Genomic DNA, 18,106 nt, shown 5'->3' with positions numbered 1-18,106 from the left:
GCCGATGCTCAACAGCCTGTTGCTGCTGGTCGCCAGAATTCTGATCGCGGCCCTGTTCGTGCCGGCGGGCATCAGCACGCTGTCCAACATTACCGTGACCGCCGGCTACTTCGCCGGCCTCGGCTTTCCCTTGCCAACGATCGTCGCTTTGGGTGTCGGGCTTTTCGAGCTGGTTGGCGGCATGCTGGTGCTGGTCGGCTTCCAGTCGCGCATCGTGCCCGTCCTGTTGGCGGCCTTTGCGCTCGCGGCCGGCTTCATCGGTCACTACGGCCAGGGCGGCGGCGACGCGGCGATGGCCTTCATGCACCAGCAGGCGCTGATGAAGGATATCGCCACGGCAGGCGGATTGCTGGCGTTATCGGTGGCGGGCGCAGGCGCGATCTCGCTCGACCGCATGTTGCTGCGCCAGCCTATTTGACCGCGATACTGGGACCGTCCTCGACCGCCAGCACCAGCTTGCGGCCGGTGACCTTGGCGAGTTGGGCGAGACGTCCAGCCGGACGCTCGCCATAGAGCTGGCCGAATTCCCTGGGGATGACCAGCGCCAGGACGCCATTGCCCCGGTCTTCCCAACGCAGCTTGGGCATCACGCCGGGCATCGAGGCCGAGAGCAGGTAGACCACCCGCATCATCGCGCCAAGGATGCGGGCACGCTCAAGATAGCGCGGCGTCGCCAGTTCCTTCAGTTCCGGGGCAAAGCTGTCGTTGAAAACGCCATCATGGCGAAACAGGTTGGCAAGCGCCAGGAAAGCGCGGCCCGGGTGATCGACGCCGATGAACGATGCGTGCGCGATGATGTTGAGCGACTGGCGGCCACGATATTCGGGATGCGCGCGCCAGCCGATGTCGGCGAGCAGGCAGGCAGCGTGGCGATAACGTGCCTCTTCTTCTGTCTCTTCGATGCCGAAGGCGGCGAAAGAACTGCGCGTCCATTCGACAAGCTCGTGCGCATGGCGCACCGACCGTGCCCGCAGCACCGCCAATTCCTCGGCAGCCGAAATCAGTGGATCGCCGCGCTGCTCCTGCTCTTCGAGCAACGAAAACAAAAAGCCCTCGCGCACGCCGAGCGCCGAAACGACGATCTTCTCTGGCTTCATCGCCGTGATGATCTCTTGCAGCACCAGCGCGCCATAGGGCAGCAGCGAACGGCGGTTCTTGGACACGCCTTCGATGCCCTTGATCTTCTCGACCTCGCCACGCGCCACCTGGCGCAGGAATGGTACGAGACTGACCGGGTCCATCTGGTAGTGATGCATCACTTCCAGCGGGTAGTTGGTCGCGTTCATGTGCAGCCGGGCAAGGTTTCGCCAAGTGCCGCCGACGGCATAGAAAGTCCGCCCCTGCCCGCCCTTGAGCAGCTTGGCCCGGGCCAGTTCGGCCTGCGCGATCTTGGCCGCAGCCACCGGCGAGCCCTTGGCCATGTCCTGCAGCCTGAGCCCGCCCAGCGGCAAGGTGATGCCTTCGCCGATCTCTTCGCCCCGGACGTCGACAAGCTCGAGGCTGCCGCCGCCAAGGTCACCGGCGATGCCGTCGGCCGGATGGAAGCCGGAGATCACACCTAGGGCGGAATAGTGGGCTTCTTCGCGGCCGGTCAGCACCTGGATCTTGGTGCCCAGCACATCTTCGGCGCGCTGGATGAAATCGGGGCCGTTGATGGCTTCGCGGGCGGCAGCGGTTGCCAGCACATACATCTTTTCGGCGCCGGCCTGCTCGGACAGTGCGCGGAAGCGCCTGAACTCCTCCATCGAGCGCGTCACGCCCTCGGGATCGAGCTTGCCGGTGGAGACGATGCCGCGGCCAAGGCCGGCCAGCATCTTTTCGTTGAACAGAAGGGTCGGCGAACGTGCCAACCCTTCATAGACGACGAGACGTATGGAATTCGAGCCGATATCGATGATCGACAGCGGTCGGCGGTCCTTGAGCCGGCCCTGCGAAAGCTGCGCCATCAGGTGGCCGCCGCCTCCGCCTTCTTGCGGCGCTTGAACTGGGCAATGCGTTTGGGCGCGTGAGACTTCAGCGCGTCACCCCGTCCGGACAGGCTCGGATTGGTCATGAAATATTCCTGCGCATTGAACGGCTCTTCGCCCTCGTCGAGCGTTATCCGCCGCGAGGTTCCATCCGCCAATACTTCGAAACTTTGCTGGTTGTCCATGATATTTCCCAGCATGACCTGGCCAAGCACCTGCTCGTGCACGGTCGAGTGCTTGGCGATCGGCACCATGCATTCGACGCGGCGATCGAGATTGCGCGGCATCAGGTCGGCCGAGCTGATGTAGACGATGGCGTCGTCCGACGGCAGGCCATGGCCATTACCGAAGCAATAGATGCGGCTGTGCTCGAGGAAGCGGCCGACGATCGACTTGACGCGGATGTTCTCCGAGAGTCCCGGAACCTGCGGCCTGAGGCAGCAGATGCCGCGCACCACCAGGTCGATCTCGACGCCGCTGCGGCTGGCATCGTAGAGCGCGTCGATCACGTCTGGATCGACCAGCGAGTTCATCTTCATCCATATCTGCGCCGGCCGGCCGGCGCGGGCATGCTCGACCTCATCGGCGATATGCTTGAGGATGCGGCTGCGCAGCGTGTAAGGCGACAGCGCAATGCACATCTCGTCGGCAGGTTCGGCATAGCCGGTGATGAAATTGAAGATATGGGCCACGTCGCGGGCAATCGCCGAATCGGTGGTGAAGAACGACAGGTCAGTATAGATGCGCGCGGTGATCGGGTGATAGTTGCCAGTGCCGAGATGGACGTAATTGCGCAGACGGCCGTCCTCGCGGCGCACCACCAGCGACATCTTGGCGTGGGTCTTGAGTTCGAGGAAGCCGAAGACGACCTGCACGCCGGCGCGCTCGAGATCGCGGGCCCAGCGGATGTTGGCTTCCTCGTCGAAACGGGCCTTGAGCTCGACGAGCGCGGTCACCGACTTGCCGGCCTCGGCGGCGTCGACGAGCGCGCGCACGATCGGGCTGTCATTGGACGTGCGGTAGAGCGTCTGCTTGATCGCCACGACCTCCGGATCGACTGCCGCCTGGCGCAGGAACTGCACGACCACGTCGAACGATTCGTAGGGGTGATGGACGACGAAATCCTTCTCCCGGATTGCCGCGAAGCAGTCGCCGCGGTGATCGCGGATACGCTCGGGAAAGCGCGGATTGAAGGGCGGGAATTTCAGATCGTCGCGCGGGATCGAGACGATCTCGGAAATCTGGTTGATCGCCAGCGGTCCGCTCAGGATGCTGACACGATTGGCCGAGACGCCAAGCTCTCCGGCGACGAATTCGCGCAGCTCGGCCGGCATCTGGCTGTCGAACTCGATGCGGATCACCGACCCGCGCCGGCGGCGCTTGAGCGCGGTCTCGAACAGCCGCACCAGATCCTCGGATTCTTCCTCGACCTCGATATCGCTGTCGCGGATGATCTGGAATGTGCCCGAGCCCTTGACCTCATAGCCAGGGAATAGCTTGCCGATGAACAGGTTCACCGTCTCCTCGATCGGGATGAAGCGCACCGAGCGCTTGCGGTCGGGCAAGCGGATGTAGCGTTTGAGCGCCACCGGCAGGCGCAGCAGTGCCGTCATTTCCTCGCCGCTCTTGCGGTGGCGCAGCTGCAGGGCCATCGAGAAGCCGAGATTGGGGATGAACGGGAACGGGTGCGCCGGGTCGATGGACAGCGGCGTCAGGACCGGGAAGATCTGCTCCATAAAGTGATCTTCAAGCCACTTCCGCTCTTCCTTGGTAAGGTCGTTCGCCGATATGCTCTCGACACCTTCGGCCTTGAGCAATTCCATCAGGCTCGACAGGCTCTTCTGCTGGTCTTCCTGAAGCCGCTCGACCTCGAGCAGCAGCTGATCGAGCTGCTGCTCCGGCGTGCGGCCGTCGGCGCTGCGGACGGTGATGCCCTCACGGACCTGCCCGGCAAGGCCAGCAACGCGGACCATGAAGAACTCATCGAGGTTGCCGGCAGAAATCGACAGGAAGCGGACGCGTTCGAGCAGCGGATGGTTCGGATTTTGCGATTGTTCGAGCACGCGCCGGTTGAATTGCAGCCAGGAAAACTCGCGATTGACGAAGCGATCGGGGTTGCCGTCGATGGAACCCGTCGGCGACTTGTCGTTGACGAAATCGGTATGGACCGGCTTCAACTGATTCATATGCAAACCTTCCCCACTGCCGCGTTCCGCCGCTTATCCGGCTCAACTTATCCTCTGACAGGCAATTGCGACAGTTTCATTTCAGCATCTTGCAAACCGGTCGCATATGATACAAACGCTCTCCAATAAGGTTCCTTAGAAGGGAAAATACCATGGCCGGTGGCTCCATCCCCTACTTCCAGAACGATGCTGGACATGCCGTGATCGAGATCGGCGTGAAGGAATTCATGTGCGTGGGCGCCAAGGCTCCCTTCGACCATCCGCATGTGTTCCTCGACATGGGCGCAGACGCCGAAAAGGTCTGCCCGTACTGCTCGACACTGTTCCGCTATTCCTCGAAGCTGAAGGCGACCGAGACCCAGCCGGCAGGCTGCCTCTACGTCATCGACCGCGCTGCCTGACGACAAAGCCGCGGTCATGCAATCGCGGCATGTCGTGATCGCGGGTGCCGGCATCGCCGGGCTCACTGCGGCACTTGCCTTCGCCCGACACGGTATCGGCGTTCGCATCTACGAACGTTCGCCGGTGCTCGAAGAAGTCGGCGCCGGCCTCCAGCTCTCTCCCAACGCCACCCGCATCCTTGACCGTCTCGGCGTGCTCGACCTCGTCAGCGCCTCGGCTGTGCGGCCCGAAGCTGTCGTCCTGCGCGACGCGGCAACCCTTGTCGAGCGCGCCCGTGTGCCGCTCGGCACCGCGGCCGAACGGCGCTGGAAATCGCCTTATCTCGTCGCCCATCGCGCCGACCTGCAAAGCGCCCTGCTGGCGCGCGTTACCGAAAACCCGCTGATCGAGATCGCGACCGGAGCGACTGTCGACGCTGCCGTTCCTCAGGCAGACGGACTCACCGTCTCAGTGACGCAAGGCGGTATCGGCTCTTATGAGCAAGCCGGGCTATTGGTTGCAGCCGACGGCGTCTGGTCGGCCAGCCGGCGCCTGGTCGGCCCGAATGAAAAGAGCAGATTTTCCGGCGAACTGGCCTGGCGCACAACCATCCCCGCCGACAGCGAACTCGGTCGACAATTCGCCGGAGTGACCTCGCTTACGACGGTGACGACGTTCCTGCACCCCGGCTTCCACCTCGTCGCCTACCCGATCCGCGCGGGCCATGCGGTCAATCTCGTCGCCTTCACACCGGGCACGGCGATCGCCGAGCAATGGTCGGGAGAGACCGACGCCGGCGCGTTGAAACGCGCCATGCATGGCACGGCCCCTGCCCTGTCCAGGCTTGTCCAAGAGGCCGGGCCGTGGACCGTGTGGCCGCTGCACACCGTCGACCCATCGCGGCCGTGGACGTCCCCAGCCGGCATCGTGCTGATCGGCGATGCGGCGCATGCCATGACACCGTTTGCCGCCCAGGGTGCCGCCATGGCGATCGAAGACGCCTACACGCTGGCTGACGCGATCGTTGTGGCCTCGAACATGGCGGAAGCGCTGGCGCAGTGGGAAGCGGCACGAAAGGCGCGCGTTCTCAAGGTAACGCGGCGCGGCGCGCTCAACCATTTCGCCTGGCACGCCGCCGGACCGGTGGCCTTGGCCCGCAACCTGTTCCTTCGGCTCAAATCGCCGGCAAGCCTGGCTGCCGACATGGACTGGCTCTATGGCTGGACGCCCCCGGATTGGACGAGCGGCCGGTTGTAGAGGCCGAGCGACCAGTTCAGCGTCGCCGGCAGCGGGTTCCACCAACCCGTGGTCAAACCGGCGTGCCTGAGCGCTGCCGCGGTCCAGGTGTTGCAGCCGGCAAGTGCGTTGAATTTGCCGTGGGCGTCAAAGAAGCCGTCATAGTCGCCATAGGCAACTTCGGGAATGCGTTCAACGCCAGCCGTGCCCCGCACAAAGCTGCGGTCGATGAAATCTAGCATCGCAACAAAACCTTTCTCGCCAATCTCAAAGCGGCGGACGGCGGGCTGCGGCAGGGCGATATCACCGGCGAGATCGACATGCATGACCGAGTCGTCGAGCGTCAGCGCCGCAAACACCGGGCCGGGTTTGAGTTCGGACCATGTCGGCGTGCCTATATAGAACGCCTTGCTGCCCCATCCGAACACGAGGTAACGCGCCGTCGACAGATCCGCCTCGATGCCCGCGTCGAGCAGGAAGCCGAACTTTTCCAGCACAGCTTCGTCGATCGGCACGGCGATGTCGGTGTGGATCGGATTGGTGAAGACAAGGATATGGCGCGGCGTTGCTTCATCGGTGGCGCCCCGGAAAAGCGGCCGCGGCACCAGCGTGCCCAAGACAACCGTTGCCACCAACACAAGCACGACAACGCCCAGCAGACGTAGAATTCTTCTCACCGACACGCCGTCCCCAATTTCGGTGCGCCTGCTCCAACAAAAAAGCCCGGCCGTATCTCGACCGGGCTTTCTTGATTTTCAGGCGCCGACCCTAGTGGAGGATCTGGCTCAGGAAGAGCTTGGTGCGCTCATGGCGCGGATGGTCGAAGAACTCGCTCGGCGTGTTCTCCTCGACGATCTGGCCCTGGTCCATGAAGATGACGCGGTTGGCGACCTTGCGGGCGAAACCCATCTCGTGGGTCACGCACAGCATGGTCATGCCTTCTTCGGCGAGGCCGACCATTGTCTCCAGCACTTCCTTGATCATCTCGGGATCGAGCGCCGAGGTCGGCTCATCGAACAGCATGATGCGTGGGTTCATGCACAGCGAACGCGCGATCGCCACACGCTGCTGCTGACCACCCGAGAGCTGGCCCGGGTACTTGTTGGCCTGCTCGGGGATCTTGACCCGGCGCAGGAAGTGCATCGCCTGCTCCTCGGCCTGCTTCTTCGGCGTCTTGCGCACCCAGATCGGGGCGAGCGTGCAATTCTCGAGGATCGTCAGGTGCGGGAACAGATTGAAGTGCTGGAACACCATGCCGACTTCGCGGCGGACTTCGTCGATCTTCTTGAGATCGTTGGTCAGCTCCTTGCCGTCGACAATGATCTTGCCCTTCTGGTGTTCTTCCAGCCGGTTGATGCAGCGGATCATCGTCGACTTGCCCGAGCCGGACGGGCCGCAGATGACGATGCGCTCTCCGCGCATCACCCTGAGGTTGATGTCCTTGAGCACGTTGAACTCGCCATACCACTTGTGCATGCCGACAATGTCGATCGCCACGTCGGTATCCGAGATGTGCATCTTCGCCCGATCGACCTTGATCTCGTCGGCGCTGACTGCGTTTTCTATGGCCATGGGCCGTTCCCTTTTGTTGTTCGTTATCGCTTGTGCCCGGTGTCGAGACGATGCTCCATATAAATGGAATATCGCGACATGCCAAAGCAGAACATCCAGAAGATCAGCGCTGCAAAAACCAGCCCTGACGATGGGGTCTGGGGCGAAGCCCAGGCCGGATCCGAAAAGTTCTGCCTGACGACCCCGAGCAGGTCGAACATCGAGATGATGTAGACGAGGCTTGTGTCCTTGAACAGGCCGATGAAGGTGTTGACGATCCCGGGGATGACCAGCTTGAGCGCCTGCGGAAGGACGATCAGTCCGGTCTTCTGCCAATAGCTGAGGCCGAGCGAATCGGCCCCCTCATACTGGCCCTTGGGAATCGCCTGCAGGCCGCCGCGTACCACTTCGGCCATATAGGCCGAGGCAAACAGCGACACACCGATAAGCGCCCGCAGGAACTTGTCGAAGCTGACGCCCGCCGGCAGGAACAGCGGCAGCATCACGCTCGCCATGAACAGCACCGTGATCAGCGGCACGCCGCGTACTGTTTCGATGAAGATGACGCTGAGCATCTTGACCACCGGCATCTTGGAACGCCGTCCGAGCGCCAGGAGGATACCGAGCGGCAGCGATACGACGATGCCGACATAAGACAAGGTCAGCGTCACCAGCAGGCCGCCCCAAAGCGGGGTCTCGACATGCGACAGGCCCAGAACGCCACCGATCAGCAATATCCCAGCGACAACCGGGAATACCAGCAGGAACAGGACCGCATTCAGTCCCTTGTAAGGTACGCGCGGCATCAGCAGCGGCACCAAAAGTGCCACGAACATGATCGCCACGAGTATGACCCGCCAGCGCTCGTCGAACGGATAGCGGCCGACCATGAACTGGCCGAACTTGGCGTTGACGAATGCCCAGCAGGCGCCGGACCAGCCTTCCGGCTGGATACCGCCTTGCGCCACCGTGGCGCAGAAGGTCCGGTCGGTTCCGGTCCATTGCGCCTGGATCAGCGCCCAGTCGATCAAGGGCGGCAGGATCATCGCGACGATGAGCATGCCGATGATCGTCAGCACCGAATCGAACGGATTGGCGAACAGGTTCTTGCGAATCCAGGCCACCGGCCCGCGCTCGCGAAGTGGCGCTGGTTGCGGCAGCGCCATTTCGGTGCGGACGTAATGAAGGTCGTTTTGCGACATGTCCGCCTCCTATCTTTCCACCAGGGCCATCTTGGCGTTGAACCAGTTCATGAAGCCCGACGTGATCAGGCTCAGCCCGAGATAGACGACCATCCAGATCACCACGATCTCGATCGCCTGCCCGGTCTGGTTGAGCACCGTGCCGCCCACAGCCACAAGGTCCGGGTAGCCGATGGCGATTGCCAGCGACGAGTTCTTGGTGAGGTTGAGGAACTGGCTGGTCAAAGGCGGAATGACGATGCGCATCGCCTGCGGCACCACCACCAGCCTGAGCGCCTGGCCGGAACGAAGGCCGAGCGCCGACGAGGCCTCGGTCTGTCCCTTGTTGACCCCGCGAATACCCGCCCGCACGATCTCGGCGATGAAGGCTGCGGTATAGAACGACAGCGCCAGATAGAGCGAGAGGAACTCAGGCTTGATCTGAAGACCGCCGGTCAGGTTGAACGTCGACTTCTGTGGAAAGTTGAAGCTCAACGGAAAGCCGGTGGCGACGAGCGCCAGAACCGGCAAACCGACGATCAGGGCCAAGGAGGTCCAGAAAACAGGGAATGTCGCACCCGTCGCCATCTGCCGCTGCCGTGCCTGTCGGGCGACGAACCACGACATCGCTATGCCAAGTAGCAACGCCACCGGCACGAGCATCGACCCCTCGCCCCAGATCAGCTTGGGGAAGTAGAAGCCGCGGCTGTTGAGAAATGAGCCGAACGGCAGCTCGATGCTCTCCTTCGGCAAGGGCAGCACGGAAAGTACGCCGAAATACCAGAAGAAGATGACCAGAAGCGGCGGAATGTTGCGGAACAGCTCGACATAGACCGTGCAGATCTTGCGGATCAGCCAGTTGTTGGACAGCCGTCCGATGCCGATCAGGAAGCCGAGAATCGACGCCGTGATGATGCCGGCCGCGGCCACGACCACGGTGTTGATCAGGCCGACGAGCAAGGCGCGCTTGTAGGTCGAATCGGAATCGAAGGCGATCAGCGTGTCGCTGACGTCGAAACCGGCACGTCCGTTGAGAAAGGCAAAACCCGAGGCGATGTTGGCGCGCTTGAGGTTTTCGACCGTGTTGCCAATGATCCAGTAGACGAACGCTGTCAGCGCAACGACCACCAGGATCTGGAAGAAGATGCCGCGCACCTTCGGATCGTAGAGAAGCGACGCGCGGCCGCCCCCTACGTCATGGGGAATGTCCTGCGTAGCCATCGGAAGTCCCTTCAAAAGAGGAACCGGAAGGCGGCATTACCGCCCTCCGGATGAGACTTCGGATCAGCGGATCGGCGGTGCGTACTGCAGGCCGCCCTTGGTCCAGAGCGCATTGATGCCACGGGCGATCTTCAGCGGGCTGCCCTGGCCGACATTGCGTTCGAAGACTTCGCCGTAGTTGCCCACAGCCTTGACGATGTTGACGACCCAGTCGTTGCCGAGGCCGAGATCGGTGCCGATCTTGGTGTCGGTTTCGGTGCCGAGCACGCGCTTGACCTCGGGGTTGCCCGACGCCTTCATCTCTTCGACATTGGCCTGGGTGATGCCGAGCTCTTCAGCGGTCAGCAGCGCGAAATAGGCCCATTTGACGATGTGGTACCACTTGTCGTCGCCCTGGCGCACGGCAGGTCCGAGCGGCTCTTTCGAGATGATCTCGGGCAGCACGACGTGATCGTCCGGCGAACCGAGCGTCAGGCGGATACCATAAAGGCCCGACTGGTCGGTGGTATAGACGTCGCAACGGCCGGCGTCATAGGCGGCATTGACCTCTTCGAGCTTTTCGAACACGACCGGGTTGTACTCCATCTTGTTCGCCTTGAAGTAGTCGGCGAGATTGAGCTCGGTCGTGGTGCCGGTCTGCACGCAGACGGCGGCGCCCGAAAGCTGCAGCGCGGAATTCACGCCCGGCAGTTTCTTGGCGTTGATCATGAAGCCCTGGCCGTCGAAATATGTGACGCCAACGAAGTTGAGGCCGAGTGCGGTATCGCGATTGATCGTCCAGGTGGTGTTGCGCGACAGCAGGTCGATTTCGCCCGACTGAAGTGCGGTGAAACGCTCCTTGGCGGAGAGTGGCGTGAACTTGACCTTGGTGCCGTCACCGAACACCGCGGCAGCCACCGCGCGGCAGAAATCGGCGTCCAGACCCTGCCAGTCGCCCTTGTCGTTCGGCGCCGAGAAACCGGCCAGGCCGGTGCTGACGCCGCATTGCAGGAAGCCCTTTGCCTTGACGTCCTCAAGGGTGCCGGCAGATGCGGCGGTCGCCACCATGCCGAGCGTAGCTGCCCCGAGAATGCCTGAAATGATGTACTTCATGACCCACGAACCCTTCTGTTTATTACAGGCTTTTGCCTGCCTTTTTGAATTGTGAACTCAGCATCCCCTATCCGGCCCAAATCCGGATTGCGCGTCCTGTCCGGCGCGCTTTGCTGCAGTCCGGTCCACGGGATGCATCGAAGGCGATAATTCTTATTAGGTCAAGCAATAAAGGCCCCGCGCTGCCGGCTGCGCCTTTAGTATTAGAAATCAGGAAGGACGATTGCTGAGGCTCGTGTCGGGCTCGACTTCGAAGACGTTAGCCGGCAGCGCGTTTTCGTCTGCCAAAGCCTGTCGCTACCGGCAGCAGCTTTCCCGGTGCGAGCTTGAAGCCAACCCGGCGCACGGCAAAGAATCGCGCTGCAACGATGGTCACGATCAGGCCGAACAGGAAGCCGGCGGTGACGTCGGATGGATAATGCGCCGCGGCCGGAATCCGCAAGGCTGACAGCATCAAGCCGACGATGCCGATCAGCAGCCAGTGACGCGGGAACCAGATCATCAGGATAGCCGCCGCCGTGCCTATTGTCGTCGCGTGGCCGGAGGGAAAGCTCGAGGAATAGCGCGTCACCACGAACGGGTCGAAATGATAGGCGCCGTACTCGCCATAGAAGGCCGGCCGCGCGCGGCCGAAGAACAGCTTGACGATGTTGACCGCAATGCCTGTCAAGGCGACCATGCCAAAGACGAAGGCGGCCTGGCCGAACAACGTTACCAGCCGAGCCTTGAGGCCGTAGCCGACACCGCGCCAGTCGGCAGCGGCGGTCGCGAGGTAGACCAGCAAGGCAGGGACGAGATACCATTCCGACCTGCCGATATCGCTCAGCCAGGCCAACCAGGCAGTGAACTCGTTGCGGTTGCTGAGCATGAAGTTCATCACCGCCGAATCGACGGTGAACAACAGCGCAACTGCTACGGCACCGCAAAGCAGCAGCAGCGTCAGCCCGCGCGACCACACCGGCTGCGGCGAGCCAATCGGACGGCGCCGGAGGCGACGCGAGGAAAACGCCACCGTCTCCCAGAGACGCCCGGCAAAACCCTTAGACCAGATCTGGCCCAGCCGAACGGGCCCCTGCGGCGGTTGCACGGGTCGTGCCGTCGCACTATGGCTGGCGTCTTCACTGAAAGGGTGCGGATTCATGACTCGAGACAACGGCAGGATCAAAGGCGTCAACACGCGGCTCGCGCATTCCGGGCACGATCCACACGGCTTTCATGGCTTTGTCAATCCGCCGGTCGTGCACGCCTCGACAGTTCTCTTCCCCAACGCAGCGACGATGGCCGCACGTGCTCAAAAGTACACATATGGCACCCGTGGAACGCCCACCACCGATGCCCTGTGCCATGCAATTGACGAGCTCGAAGGGTCGGCCGGCACCATCGCCGTGCCCTCGGGGCTCGCGGCGGTGACGATTCCCCTGCTCGGCTTCCTGTCGTCGGGCGATCACATCCTGATCACCGACTCCGTCTACCTTCCGACCCGCCATTTCGCCGACACCATGCTCAAGCGCCTCGGCGTAGAAATCGACTACTACGATCCGCATTTAGGTGCCGGCATTGCAGCCCTGATCAAGCCGAACACCAAGGTGGTGTTCACCGAATCGCCGGCGTCCAACACCTTCGAAATCCAGGACATCCCGGCGATCGCCAAGGCGGCGCACGCCGCAGGCGCCATCGTCATGATGGACAACACCTGGGCGACGCCGCTCTACTTCAAGGCGCTCGACTTCGGCGTCGACGTGACGATCCACGCCGCGACCAAGTATCCGGCCGGCCATTCGGATGTACTGAGCGGCACGGTTTCGGCCAATGCCGCCTGCTGGCCAAGACTGCACGACGCCTTCGTCACGCTGGGCTGCTGTGCCGGTCCCGACGACGTCTACCAGGTCCTGCGCGGTCTGCGCACCATGGGCGTCAGGCTTGCCCACCATCAAAAGAGCACGCTCGAGATCGCGCGCTGGCTCGAAGGCAAGCCGGGTGTCGCCCGCGTGCTGCACCCGGGTCTCGAAAGCCATCCCGACCACCAGCTCTTCAAGCGCGACTTCTCCGGTTCGAGCGGCATCTTCTCGGTGGTGCTTGCCGGCGGCGGCACGCCAAAGGCCCATGCCTTCCTCGATTCGCTCGAGATCTTCGGCCTCGGCTACTCCTGGGGCGGCTACGAAAGCCTGGCGGTGCAAGTCAGCCTCGCCGACCGCAAGATCGCCAACGGCCCCTATGAAGGCCCGATCATCCGGCTGCAGATCGGACTGGAAGACGTGGCTGACCTCAAGGAAGACATCGCCGCGGGCCTGCAGGCGGCGAACGCGGTGGGCTGATGGCTGGGCATCGCGCGCATCAGGCAAGGCTGCTCTGCCTGGGCTTGGCCCCGATACCTTGTCCCGCCATCTCATATTGACAGGCGGCGTCGCCATCACAACGTTTGCCTTCCGGACCTGGCAAGCTCTTCGGGGAGATCGACATGACTGCATCCTGCCGCCCTTCCGAAATCGTCCACTGGACCGAGGTCGAAAAGCCCGACGGTGAAACCTTCATTGGGACCTCGGAGCTGCGGGGGTTCGGCGCGCCGCTTGCCGTCCATTTCGGCCTCGAGCGGCTCGGCATCCACCACGTCAGGCTTCCGCCGGGCCGGCGCACCTCGTTTCCGCATGCCGAAAGCATGGAGGAGGAATTCGTCCACGTGATTGAGGGCGAACCCGACGTCTGGCTGGACGGGGTGCTGCATCGGCTGAGGCCAGGCGATTCTGTCGGCTTTCCTGCCGGCACCGGCCTGGCGCACAGCTTCCTCAACAACACCGACAGCGAAGTCCGCCTGTTGGTGGTCGGCGAAGCCAACAAGGACGAGAACCGGATCGTCTATCCCGTCAACCTCGAGCGCAAGGCAATCCGCGAGGACTGGTGGCACGACGCACCCAAGCGCGAGCTCGGCGATCATGACGGCTTGCCAGATCGGGTTCGTGCGGCTCGGAACAAGAAGTGAGAGGAGGCTGGAACCGTCGATCTGCCGGGGCCGCAGCTTACCGCACAGCGAATCGCCAAGCGCTTGATATTATGGCGATCCCGACAGGATTCGAACCTGTGACCATCGGCTTAGAAGGCCGGTGCTCTATCCAGCTGAGCTACGGGACCGCTGGCCGGCCTGTGACAGGCCGGCATGATCGTGCCTCGGGACGTCAGTGCGTCCAGGGCGTCCTGCGGTCATAACGGAAATTGTCGGAGTAGGAAATCTGCCGGCGCTTGGCTTCCTTGGGCTCCTGGACACGGAAGGCGATGCCTTCCTTTTCGGCGTAGGCGACAGCCTCTTCGCGGGTCTCGAAGGTCAGCCTGATCTGGCTCTTCATGTCGCCGGAGCTGGTGTAGCCCATCAGCGGGTCGATCTTCTTCGGCTTCTCAGCGTCGAATTCGAGCACCCAGTGCCCGGTCTTGGCTTTGCCCGACTGCATGGCGGTCTTGGCAGGGCTGAAAATTCGCGCGGACATAATTCCCTCATTCGTGAGTCCGCGGCAGGCGCGGACGTCCAGATGCGCCCGTCATTTACTTCGCAATCGCCATTGCTGCAAGGCGAAAGCCGGTTTCCGCTTTTTTGCCCTTGCCATGTCGAGCGGAAGCCACTAGGCACGGCGTCGAAATGTGATCTCGGAGTGTAGCGCAGTCTGGTAGCGCATCTGGTTTGGGACCAGAGGGTCGGGAGTTCGAATCTCTCCACTCCGACCATTTTTCCCCTGAGCATCGAAGTCATCCGCAGCCGGTCTTGGTCGGCCGAGCCGCAGAATGGCATCGACAAGTCATGGGTCGCGTCGAATCGCCTTCGACAGAGTTGACCGCTCAGCCATGCGGCCACATCAGTCCTTACCTCCCAGTCGGCACGACGCAACGGACAGGAAACGGACGGGCAATTTCAGCAGTTGATCCGGCCCATGCGGCGATGCTGCGTCGAAGAACAGGCTGTCGCCTGGCGACATGCCGTAGAGCCCAGCGCCGTGGCGGTAGGCTATCTCGCCTTCCAGCATGTAGATGAACTTCATGCCGGCATGCTGGAGAAAGGCCGGCCGGCAAGCTTCTTCGGCGAGGGTGACGAGGCAGGGCTCGACGGATACGCTGCCGGGGGCCGACATGATGTAGCCCAGCATTTTGTTTTGCTGGCTGACGCGCGTGCCGCACCGCTCCACCGGGATGCCTGCGCCAGCTTTCACGAACATGGCCTCTCGCACCTCCACCGGGCGCTTCAGCAGCGAGGTCAGCGGCACGGCCAAGGCGCGCGACAGTTGATGCAGCGTGGTAAGCGACGCCGAGATGATGCCGTTTTCGATTTTGGACATCATGCCGAGCGACAGGCCCGCGGCACGTGCGAGTTCCATGATCGACATACCATGCTTGTGCCGGCACGCGCGCACCTCCCGGCCGATCGCAATTTCGAGATGGTTTCCCGCCATCTGGCGCAAAGCATGCGGGTTCTGACGCAACGCCGCAGCGTCTTCGGACATGTCTCGCAATTGCACGCCACACTCGTGGCCGGTCGTTCTCATTTAAGCCACCTCCGTCGATGCCAACTTCGTTGCAATTACGGGCCGGTCGCGACCTGCCCGAACCGAGAATTCTGGCGACCAGCTACGCCTTCATCGCGTCTTGGGAGACCTGACACAGCCCGCCACGGACGGCCCAGGCCGCGTTCAAGTCCGAAACGCAAAAAGCTCCCGGCGGAGTAACCCGCGGGAGCTTTTTTGCTCTGCTAACGGCCCGCTTCGATGCGGGGCCGATGGATGAGAGCGTGTGAGATTTAGGGCATTCTGTCAATGACAAGTTGCCAATCGCCGCCGTTCACACGCTTGAGGTCGGGCCGGATGGCGTCTACTCGGTGGACCCGAGGACTGCATCACCTGCGGCCTACGCAACGTCTGCAGGCTCACTCATCGGCAGCTTGAGCACGTCGCTGGCGTTGATGATCGCGAGCGCAATCGCCTCGATCGTGGTTCGCTTGTTCATCGCCTGCTCGCGCAAAGTTTCGTAAGCTACCTGCTCCGACACCTTGTTGGTAGACATCAGAATTTCCTTGGCCTTGTCGATGTCGCGATGTGCCTTGAGTTTTGCCGAAAGCCGCTCGACACGGATGCGCAGCCGCTCCTCGCGCCGGTGATTATTGACGCTCAAAAGTATGTTCGCCAGGATTCCGAATGTCCGCAGCGGCAGGCCGATCACCGCCTGGGCCCGCAGGCGCAGCACCTTCTCGACAATGATCGGGTTCTCGTAGTCGACGATGGCGATCAGCACGGCCGGCGGATCGTCGGCGTTCCAGTTCCAGGTGATGCCGCCTTCGACCAGCGGGCGGATGAAGGCGAACACCACGTCGATATTGGCGGGAATTTCGGCTGGCGGCGGCCAGTTGGTCTGGACCTGGCAGCCGATGCGGTTGAGGTGCTGCCAAAGCTCCTCGCCCTCGCTGCTCTTGGGCTGCAGCAACAGCACACGCAGCGACCGTATGTCCTTGATCTGGATCGGCGCTGATCCGTCATGCGGCGCCACGTGGGGGCTACGTGATACCATTGTTCCTCATTACGGCAATGTCGTCGGTTGCAACGCCTGCCTTTGGTGTCGTTCGGTTTCTTGTTCCCATGCCCCTCGGCACGGGGTCATAAAGAATGCATGGCCAGGCGCTCCCCCCATTCCTCGGGGTTGTAGCTGGCGAGATAGGGATCGGGCCTGATCGCCGTTGCCGATTTAGACAGGATCTCGAACTGCCCGTCCTCGCGCGCCCGTGCGACCCGCGGCCACACATAGGTGTGCGCGTTGTCGGGGTCGATGCGGATGCGCCCTTGGGGTGCATCGAACTCCGAACCGAGAATGGCTGGCCGCAACGCCTCGACATCGTCGGTCCTGGCTTTGCGCAGCGCATTCGCCACCACGTGGACCTGGAAATAGGCGGCTTCCCAGCACATATTCGTCACGGCATCGTCGCCGAACTTCTTTTTGTAGCGCTCGACACAGCGTTCGTTTTGCAGGCCCCCGACAGACTGGAAATAGGTGGCTGACGTCATGTGCCCGGCGCCCACGTCGATGCCCATCGCCTGGATGTCGGACTCGCTGGTGGTTAGGCTGGCGATCGGCATCGACCTGGCATCGAGGCCGGCTTCGGCGAAGGCCTGGTAGAAATGGACGATGCTTTCGCCGACGAAATTGCAGAAGATCACGTCCGGCTGCTTGCGCTTGATGTCTGATATCAGCGGCTTGTAGGCAGCCCGCCTGGCGTCGAGCTTGAGGTAGCCCCGGCCGACCACCTCCCCACCATGCTTCAGCACCATCTCGTTCATGATGCGGTCGGACTCGCGCGGCCAAATGTAGTCGGAGCCGACCATGTAGAAGCGCTTGCCGACATGGTTGAGGAGGTGTTCGCCCAGCTGAACGCTGTTCTGGTTCGGGGCGGCGCCGCAGTAGATGGCATTGCGCGAGTATTCGAAGCCCTCATACTGGGCGGGGTAGCAGAGTAGCCCATTGCGGTGCTCGACCGCCTTCAGCACGGCCTTGCGCGTGCTCGACATATAGCAGCCGAAGATAATCCTGACGCCGTCCTCGACCAGCAACCGATTTGCCAGGCGATTGTAGGCAACCGCGTCGGAAGCCGGATCGTAATGGACGGCGACGAGTTCACGTCCGTTGATGCCGCCTGATACATTGACCTCGTGGATCGCAAACAGCGTGGCATTCAGCATGCTGCGCTCCATCACCGAAGTGACGCCGGTCTGGGAGAACAATACGCCGACCTTGATCGGCTCTTCGGTTCTTGTCGCCATCAATTGCCAACTCCGTCAGATTGTTCATCCGCGAACTCGACACAAAAAAAGCGCCCAGCGCGGGGAAACCGCAGCAAGCGCCTTTGCTCGACCGTTAGGGACATCGCTGTCCTTACGTAAGTTGTGCCTGAAGCGAGGTAGTCCGTCAACTCGCGAGCGCGTCGGCAGGCAGCATTCGTCTTCGACACGGCAATGCGACTATGAGATCCACTGCAAAGTGCGTTGTCGAACAACTCCAGCGGAGCCGGCAAACCGCCTAAATCCAAGACATTCCCTGGCATTGGACGCATCGCGCGAATTGCCAGTTGACAGAAATCCTGAACTCTCGGATGATCATCGACATCAGGCCTGCGACGCTGCGGGCTGAGAACAGAGCAAAAAGGCTCCCGCGGGTACCTCCGCCGGAGCCTTTTTGCGTTTCATCACCAGTGCGCTGCGTCCGACTTTTCTTCGGCTCCGCAGGCAGCAACGACGCTGACAATACCCATTGCCGCTTGGAGCAACGCAAG

General features: G+C 62.3%; 17 protein-coding genes and 2 tRNA genes. 6 read left to right on the top strand and 13 right to left on the bottom strand.

Annotation, left to right across the window (positions count from 1 at the left end; translation table 11 throughout):
* Positions 1 to 4: 4 nt before the first annotated feature.
* The gene (locus IHE39_RS03310; protein ID WP_192565494.1) at positions 5 to 418 is read left to right on the top strand and encodes a DoxX family protein; all 414 of its coding nucleotides are present in this window, start codon (positions 5 to 7) and stop codon (positions 416 to 418) included.
* Here IHE39_RS03310 and ppx read toward each other — a convergent pair.
* Both ppx and IHE39_RS03300 read right to left on the bottom strand, forming a co-directional pair.
* Complete coding sequence (ppx, locus tag IHE39_RS03305; protein WP_192565493.1) at positions 411 to 1,946, bottom strand: exopolyphosphatase; 1,536 nt, start codon at positions 1,944 to 1,946, stop codon at positions 411 to 413. The genes IHE39_RS03310 and ppx overlap by 8 nt on opposite strands.
* Positions 1,946 to 4,153 (bottom strand): RNA degradosome polyphosphate kinase, encoded by a 2,208-nt coding sequence (locus IHE39_RS03300; protein ID WP_184768683.1) that lies wholly within the window; start codon positions 4,151 to 4,153, stop codon positions 1,946 to 1,948. The genes ppx and IHE39_RS03300 overlap by 1 nt, the downstream gene beginning before the upstream one ends.
* A gap of 152 nt (positions 4,154 to 4,305) precedes the next feature.
* Here IHE39_RS03300 and IHE39_RS03295 point away from each other — a divergent pair, with 152 nt between their 5' ends.
* Positions 4,306 to 4,554: a zinc-finger domain-containing protein gene (locus tag IHE39_RS03295; RefSeq protein ID WP_184768682.1), complete on the top strand. Its 249-nt coding sequence runs from the start codon at positions 4,306 to 4,308 to the stop codon at positions 4,552 to 4,554.
* 16 nt (positions 4,555 to 4,570) lie between these two features.
* The gene (locus IHE39_RS03290) at positions 4,571 to 5,791 is read left to right on the top strand and encodes an FAD-dependent monooxygenase (protein WP_192565492.1); all 1,221 of its coding nucleotides are present in this window, start codon (positions 4,571 to 4,573) and stop codon (positions 5,789 to 5,791) included.
* On the opposite strand, the gene IHE39_RS03285 is transcribed toward IHE39_RS03290, so the two are convergent.
* The 6 genes from IHE39_RS03285 to IHE39_RS31050 all read right to left on the bottom strand — a co-directional run bounded on the left by IHE39_RS03285 (position 5,749) and on the right by IHE39_RS31050 (position 11,902).
* Positions 5,749 to 6,447: a TIGR02117 family protein gene (locus IHE39_RS03285; RefSeq protein WP_184768680.1), complete on the bottom strand. Its 699-nt coding sequence runs from the start codon at positions 6,445 to 6,447 to the stop codon at positions 5,749 to 5,751. The genes IHE39_RS03290 and IHE39_RS03285 overlap by 43 nt on opposite strands.
* A 91-nt stretch (positions 6,448 to 6,538) precedes the next feature.
* Positions 6,539 to 7,342 (bottom strand): amino acid ABC transporter ATP-binding protein, encoded by an 804-nt coding sequence (locus IHE39_RS03280; RefSeq protein ID WP_275945137.1) that lies wholly within the window; start codon positions 7,340 to 7,342, stop codon positions 6,539 to 6,541.
* A gap of 23 nt (positions 7,343 to 7,365) precedes the next feature.
* Positions 7,366 to 8,523 (bottom strand): amino acid ABC transporter permease, encoded by a 1,158-nt coding sequence (locus tag IHE39_RS03275; RefSeq protein WP_184768679.1) that lies wholly within the window; start codon positions 8,521 to 8,523, stop codon positions 7,366 to 7,368.
* A 9-nt stretch (positions 8,524 to 8,532) separates the two neighbouring features.
* Complete coding sequence (locus IHE39_RS03270) at positions 8,533 to 9,723, bottom strand: amino acid ABC transporter permease (RefSeq protein ID WP_184768678.1); 1,191 nt, start codon at positions 9,721 to 9,723, stop codon at positions 8,533 to 8,535.
* 63 nt (positions 9,724 to 9,786) lie between these two features.
* Complete coding sequence (locus IHE39_RS03265; protein ID WP_184768677.1) at positions 9,787 to 10,815, bottom strand: amino acid ABC transporter substrate-binding protein; 1,029 nt, start codon at positions 10,813 to 10,815, stop codon at positions 9,787 to 9,789.
* Between the two features lie 259 nt (positions 10,816 to 11,074).
* Positions 11,075 to 11,902, bottom strand: a complete 828-nt coding sequence (locus IHE39_RS31050) for a phosphatase PAP2 family protein (protein WP_192565491.1) — start codon at positions 11,900 to 11,902, stop codon at positions 11,075 to 11,077.
* A 52-nt stretch (positions 11,903 to 11,954) separates the two neighbouring features.
* On the opposite strand from IHE39_RS31050, the gene IHE39_RS03255 reads away from it, so the two are divergent.
* Together IHE39_RS03255 and IHE39_RS03250 are read left to right on the top strand one after the other, a co-directional pair.
* A complete protein-coding gene (locus IHE39_RS03255; protein ID WP_192565490.1) occupies positions 11,955 to 13,130 on the top strand; it encodes a cystathionine beta-lyase in 1,176 nt (391 codons plus the stop codon).
* A 143-nt stretch (positions 13,131 to 13,273) separates the two neighbouring features.
* Positions 13,274 to 13,792, top strand: a complete 519-nt coding sequence (locus IHE39_RS03250) for a cupin domain-containing protein (protein WP_192565489.1) — start codon at positions 13,274 to 13,276, stop codon at positions 13,790 to 13,792.
* A 72-nt stretch (positions 13,793 to 13,864) separates the two neighbouring features.
* Here IHE39_RS03250 and IHE39_RS03245 read toward each other — a convergent pair.
* Together IHE39_RS03245 and IHE39_RS03240 are read right to left on the bottom strand one after the other, a co-directional pair.
* A tRNA-Arg gene (locus tag IHE39_RS03245) sits at positions 13,865 to 13,941 on the bottom strand.
* A 44-nt stretch (positions 13,942 to 13,985) separates the two neighbouring features.
* Complete coding sequence (locus IHE39_RS03240; RefSeq protein WP_109574555.1) at positions 13,986 to 14,291, bottom strand: ETC complex I subunit; 306 nt, start codon at positions 14,289 to 14,291, stop codon at positions 13,986 to 13,988.
* Between the two features lie 158 nt (positions 14,292 to 14,449).
* Between IHE39_RS03240 and IHE39_RS03235 the strand changes: the two genes are divergently transcribed.
* Positions 14,450 to 14,526: transfer RNA gene (locus IHE39_RS03235), tRNA-Pro, on the top strand.
* Positions 14,527 to 14,654: 128 nt separating this feature from the next.
* On the opposite strand, the gene IHE39_RS03230 is transcribed toward IHE39_RS03235, so the two are convergent.
* The 3 genes from IHE39_RS03230 to IHE39_RS03220 form a co-directional block, all read right to left on the bottom strand.
* On the bottom strand, positions 14,655 to 15,338 hold the full coding sequence (locus tag IHE39_RS03230; protein ID WP_246470621.1) for a helix-turn-helix domain-containing protein: 684 nt from the start codon (positions 15,336 to 15,338) through the stop codon (positions 14,655 to 14,657).
* A gap of 358 nt (positions 15,339 to 15,696) precedes the next feature.
* The gene (locus IHE39_RS03225) at positions 15,697 to 16,353 is read right to left on the bottom strand and encodes an ANTAR domain-containing response regulator (protein ID WP_192565488.1); all 657 of its coding nucleotides are present in this window, start codon (positions 16,351 to 16,353) and stop codon (positions 15,697 to 15,699) included.
* Positions 16,354 to 16,439: 86 nt separating this feature from the next.
* The gene (locus IHE39_RS03220) at positions 16,440 to 17,597 is read right to left on the bottom strand and encodes a transporter substrate-binding domain-containing protein (protein WP_192565487.1); all 1,158 of its coding nucleotides are present in this window, start codon (positions 17,595 to 17,597) and stop codon (positions 16,440 to 16,442) included.
* Positions 17,598 to 18,106 lie beyond the last annotated feature (509 nt).

Source organism: Aminobacter carboxidus (genome assembly GCF_014863355.1).
Classification (GTDB): domain Bacteria; phylum Pseudomonadota; class Alphaproteobacteria; order Rhizobiales; family Rhizobiaceae; genus Aminobacter; species Aminobacter carboxidus.
The sequence above is the reverse complement of the archived record's forward strand: the minus strand, read 5'-3'. Positions and strand labels throughout refer to the sequence as shown.

Bases quoted from the DNA above. Each gene is read 5' to 3' on its own strand.
- IHE39_RS03240 (WP_109574555.1), bottom strand. From the start codon at position 14,291: ATGTCCGCGCGAATTTTCAGCCCTGCCAAGACCGCCATGCAGTCGGGC.
- IHE39_RS03250 (WP_192565489.1), top strand. From the start codon at position 13,274: ATGACTGCATCCTGCCGCCCTTCCGAAATCGTCCACTGGACCGAGGTC.
- IHE39_RS03230 (WP_246470621.1), bottom strand. From the start codon at position 15,338: ATGAGAACGACCGGCCACGAGTGTGGCGTGCAATTGCGAGACATGTCC.
- ppx (WP_192565493.1), bottom strand. From the start codon at position 1,946: ATGGCGCAGCTTTCGCAGGGCCGGCTCAAGGACCGCCGACCGCTGTCG.
- IHE39_RS03280 (WP_275945137.1), bottom strand. From the start codon at position 7,342: ATGGCCATAGAAAACGCAGTCAGCGCCGACGAGATCAAGGTCGATCGG.
- IHE39_RS03225 (WP_192565488.1), bottom strand. From the start codon at position 16,353: ATGGTATCACGTAGCCCCCACGTGGCGCCGCATGACGGATCAGCGCCG.
- IHE39_RS03220 (WP_192565487.1), bottom strand. From the start codon at position 17,597: ATGGCGACAAGAACCGAAGAGCCGATCAAGGTCGGCGTATTGTTCTCC.
- IHE39_RS03275 (WP_184768679.1), bottom strand. From the start codon at position 8,523: ATGTCGCAAAACGACCTTCATTACGTCCGCACCGAAATGGCGCTGCCG.
- IHE39_RS03290 (WP_192565492.1), top strand. From the start codon at position 4,571: ATGCAATCGCGGCATGTCGTGATCGCGGGTGCCGGCATCGCCGGGCTC.
- IHE39_RS03300 (WP_184768683.1), bottom strand. From the start codon at position 4,153: ATGAATCAGTTGAAGCCGGTCCATACCGATTTCGTCAACGACAAGTCG.
- IHE39_RS03270 (WP_184768678.1), bottom strand. From the start codon at position 9,723: ATGGCTACGCAGGACATTCCCCATGACGTAGGGGGCGGCCGCGCGTCG.
- IHE39_RS03310 (WP_192565494.1), top strand. From the start codon at position 5: ATGCTCAACAGCCTGTTGCTGCTGGTCGCCAGAATTCTGATCGCGGCC.
- IHE39_RS03255 (WP_192565490.1), top strand. From the start codon at position 11,955: ATGACTCGAGACAACGGCAGGATCAAAGGCGTCAACACGCGGCTCGCG.
- IHE39_RS03265 (WP_184768677.1), bottom strand. From the start codon at position 10,815: ATGAAGTACATCATTTCAGGCATTCTCGGGGCAGCTACGCTCGGCATG.
- IHE39_RS03295 (WP_184768682.1), top strand. From the start codon at position 4,306: ATGGCCGGTGGCTCCATCCCCTACTTCCAGAACGATGCTGGACATGCC.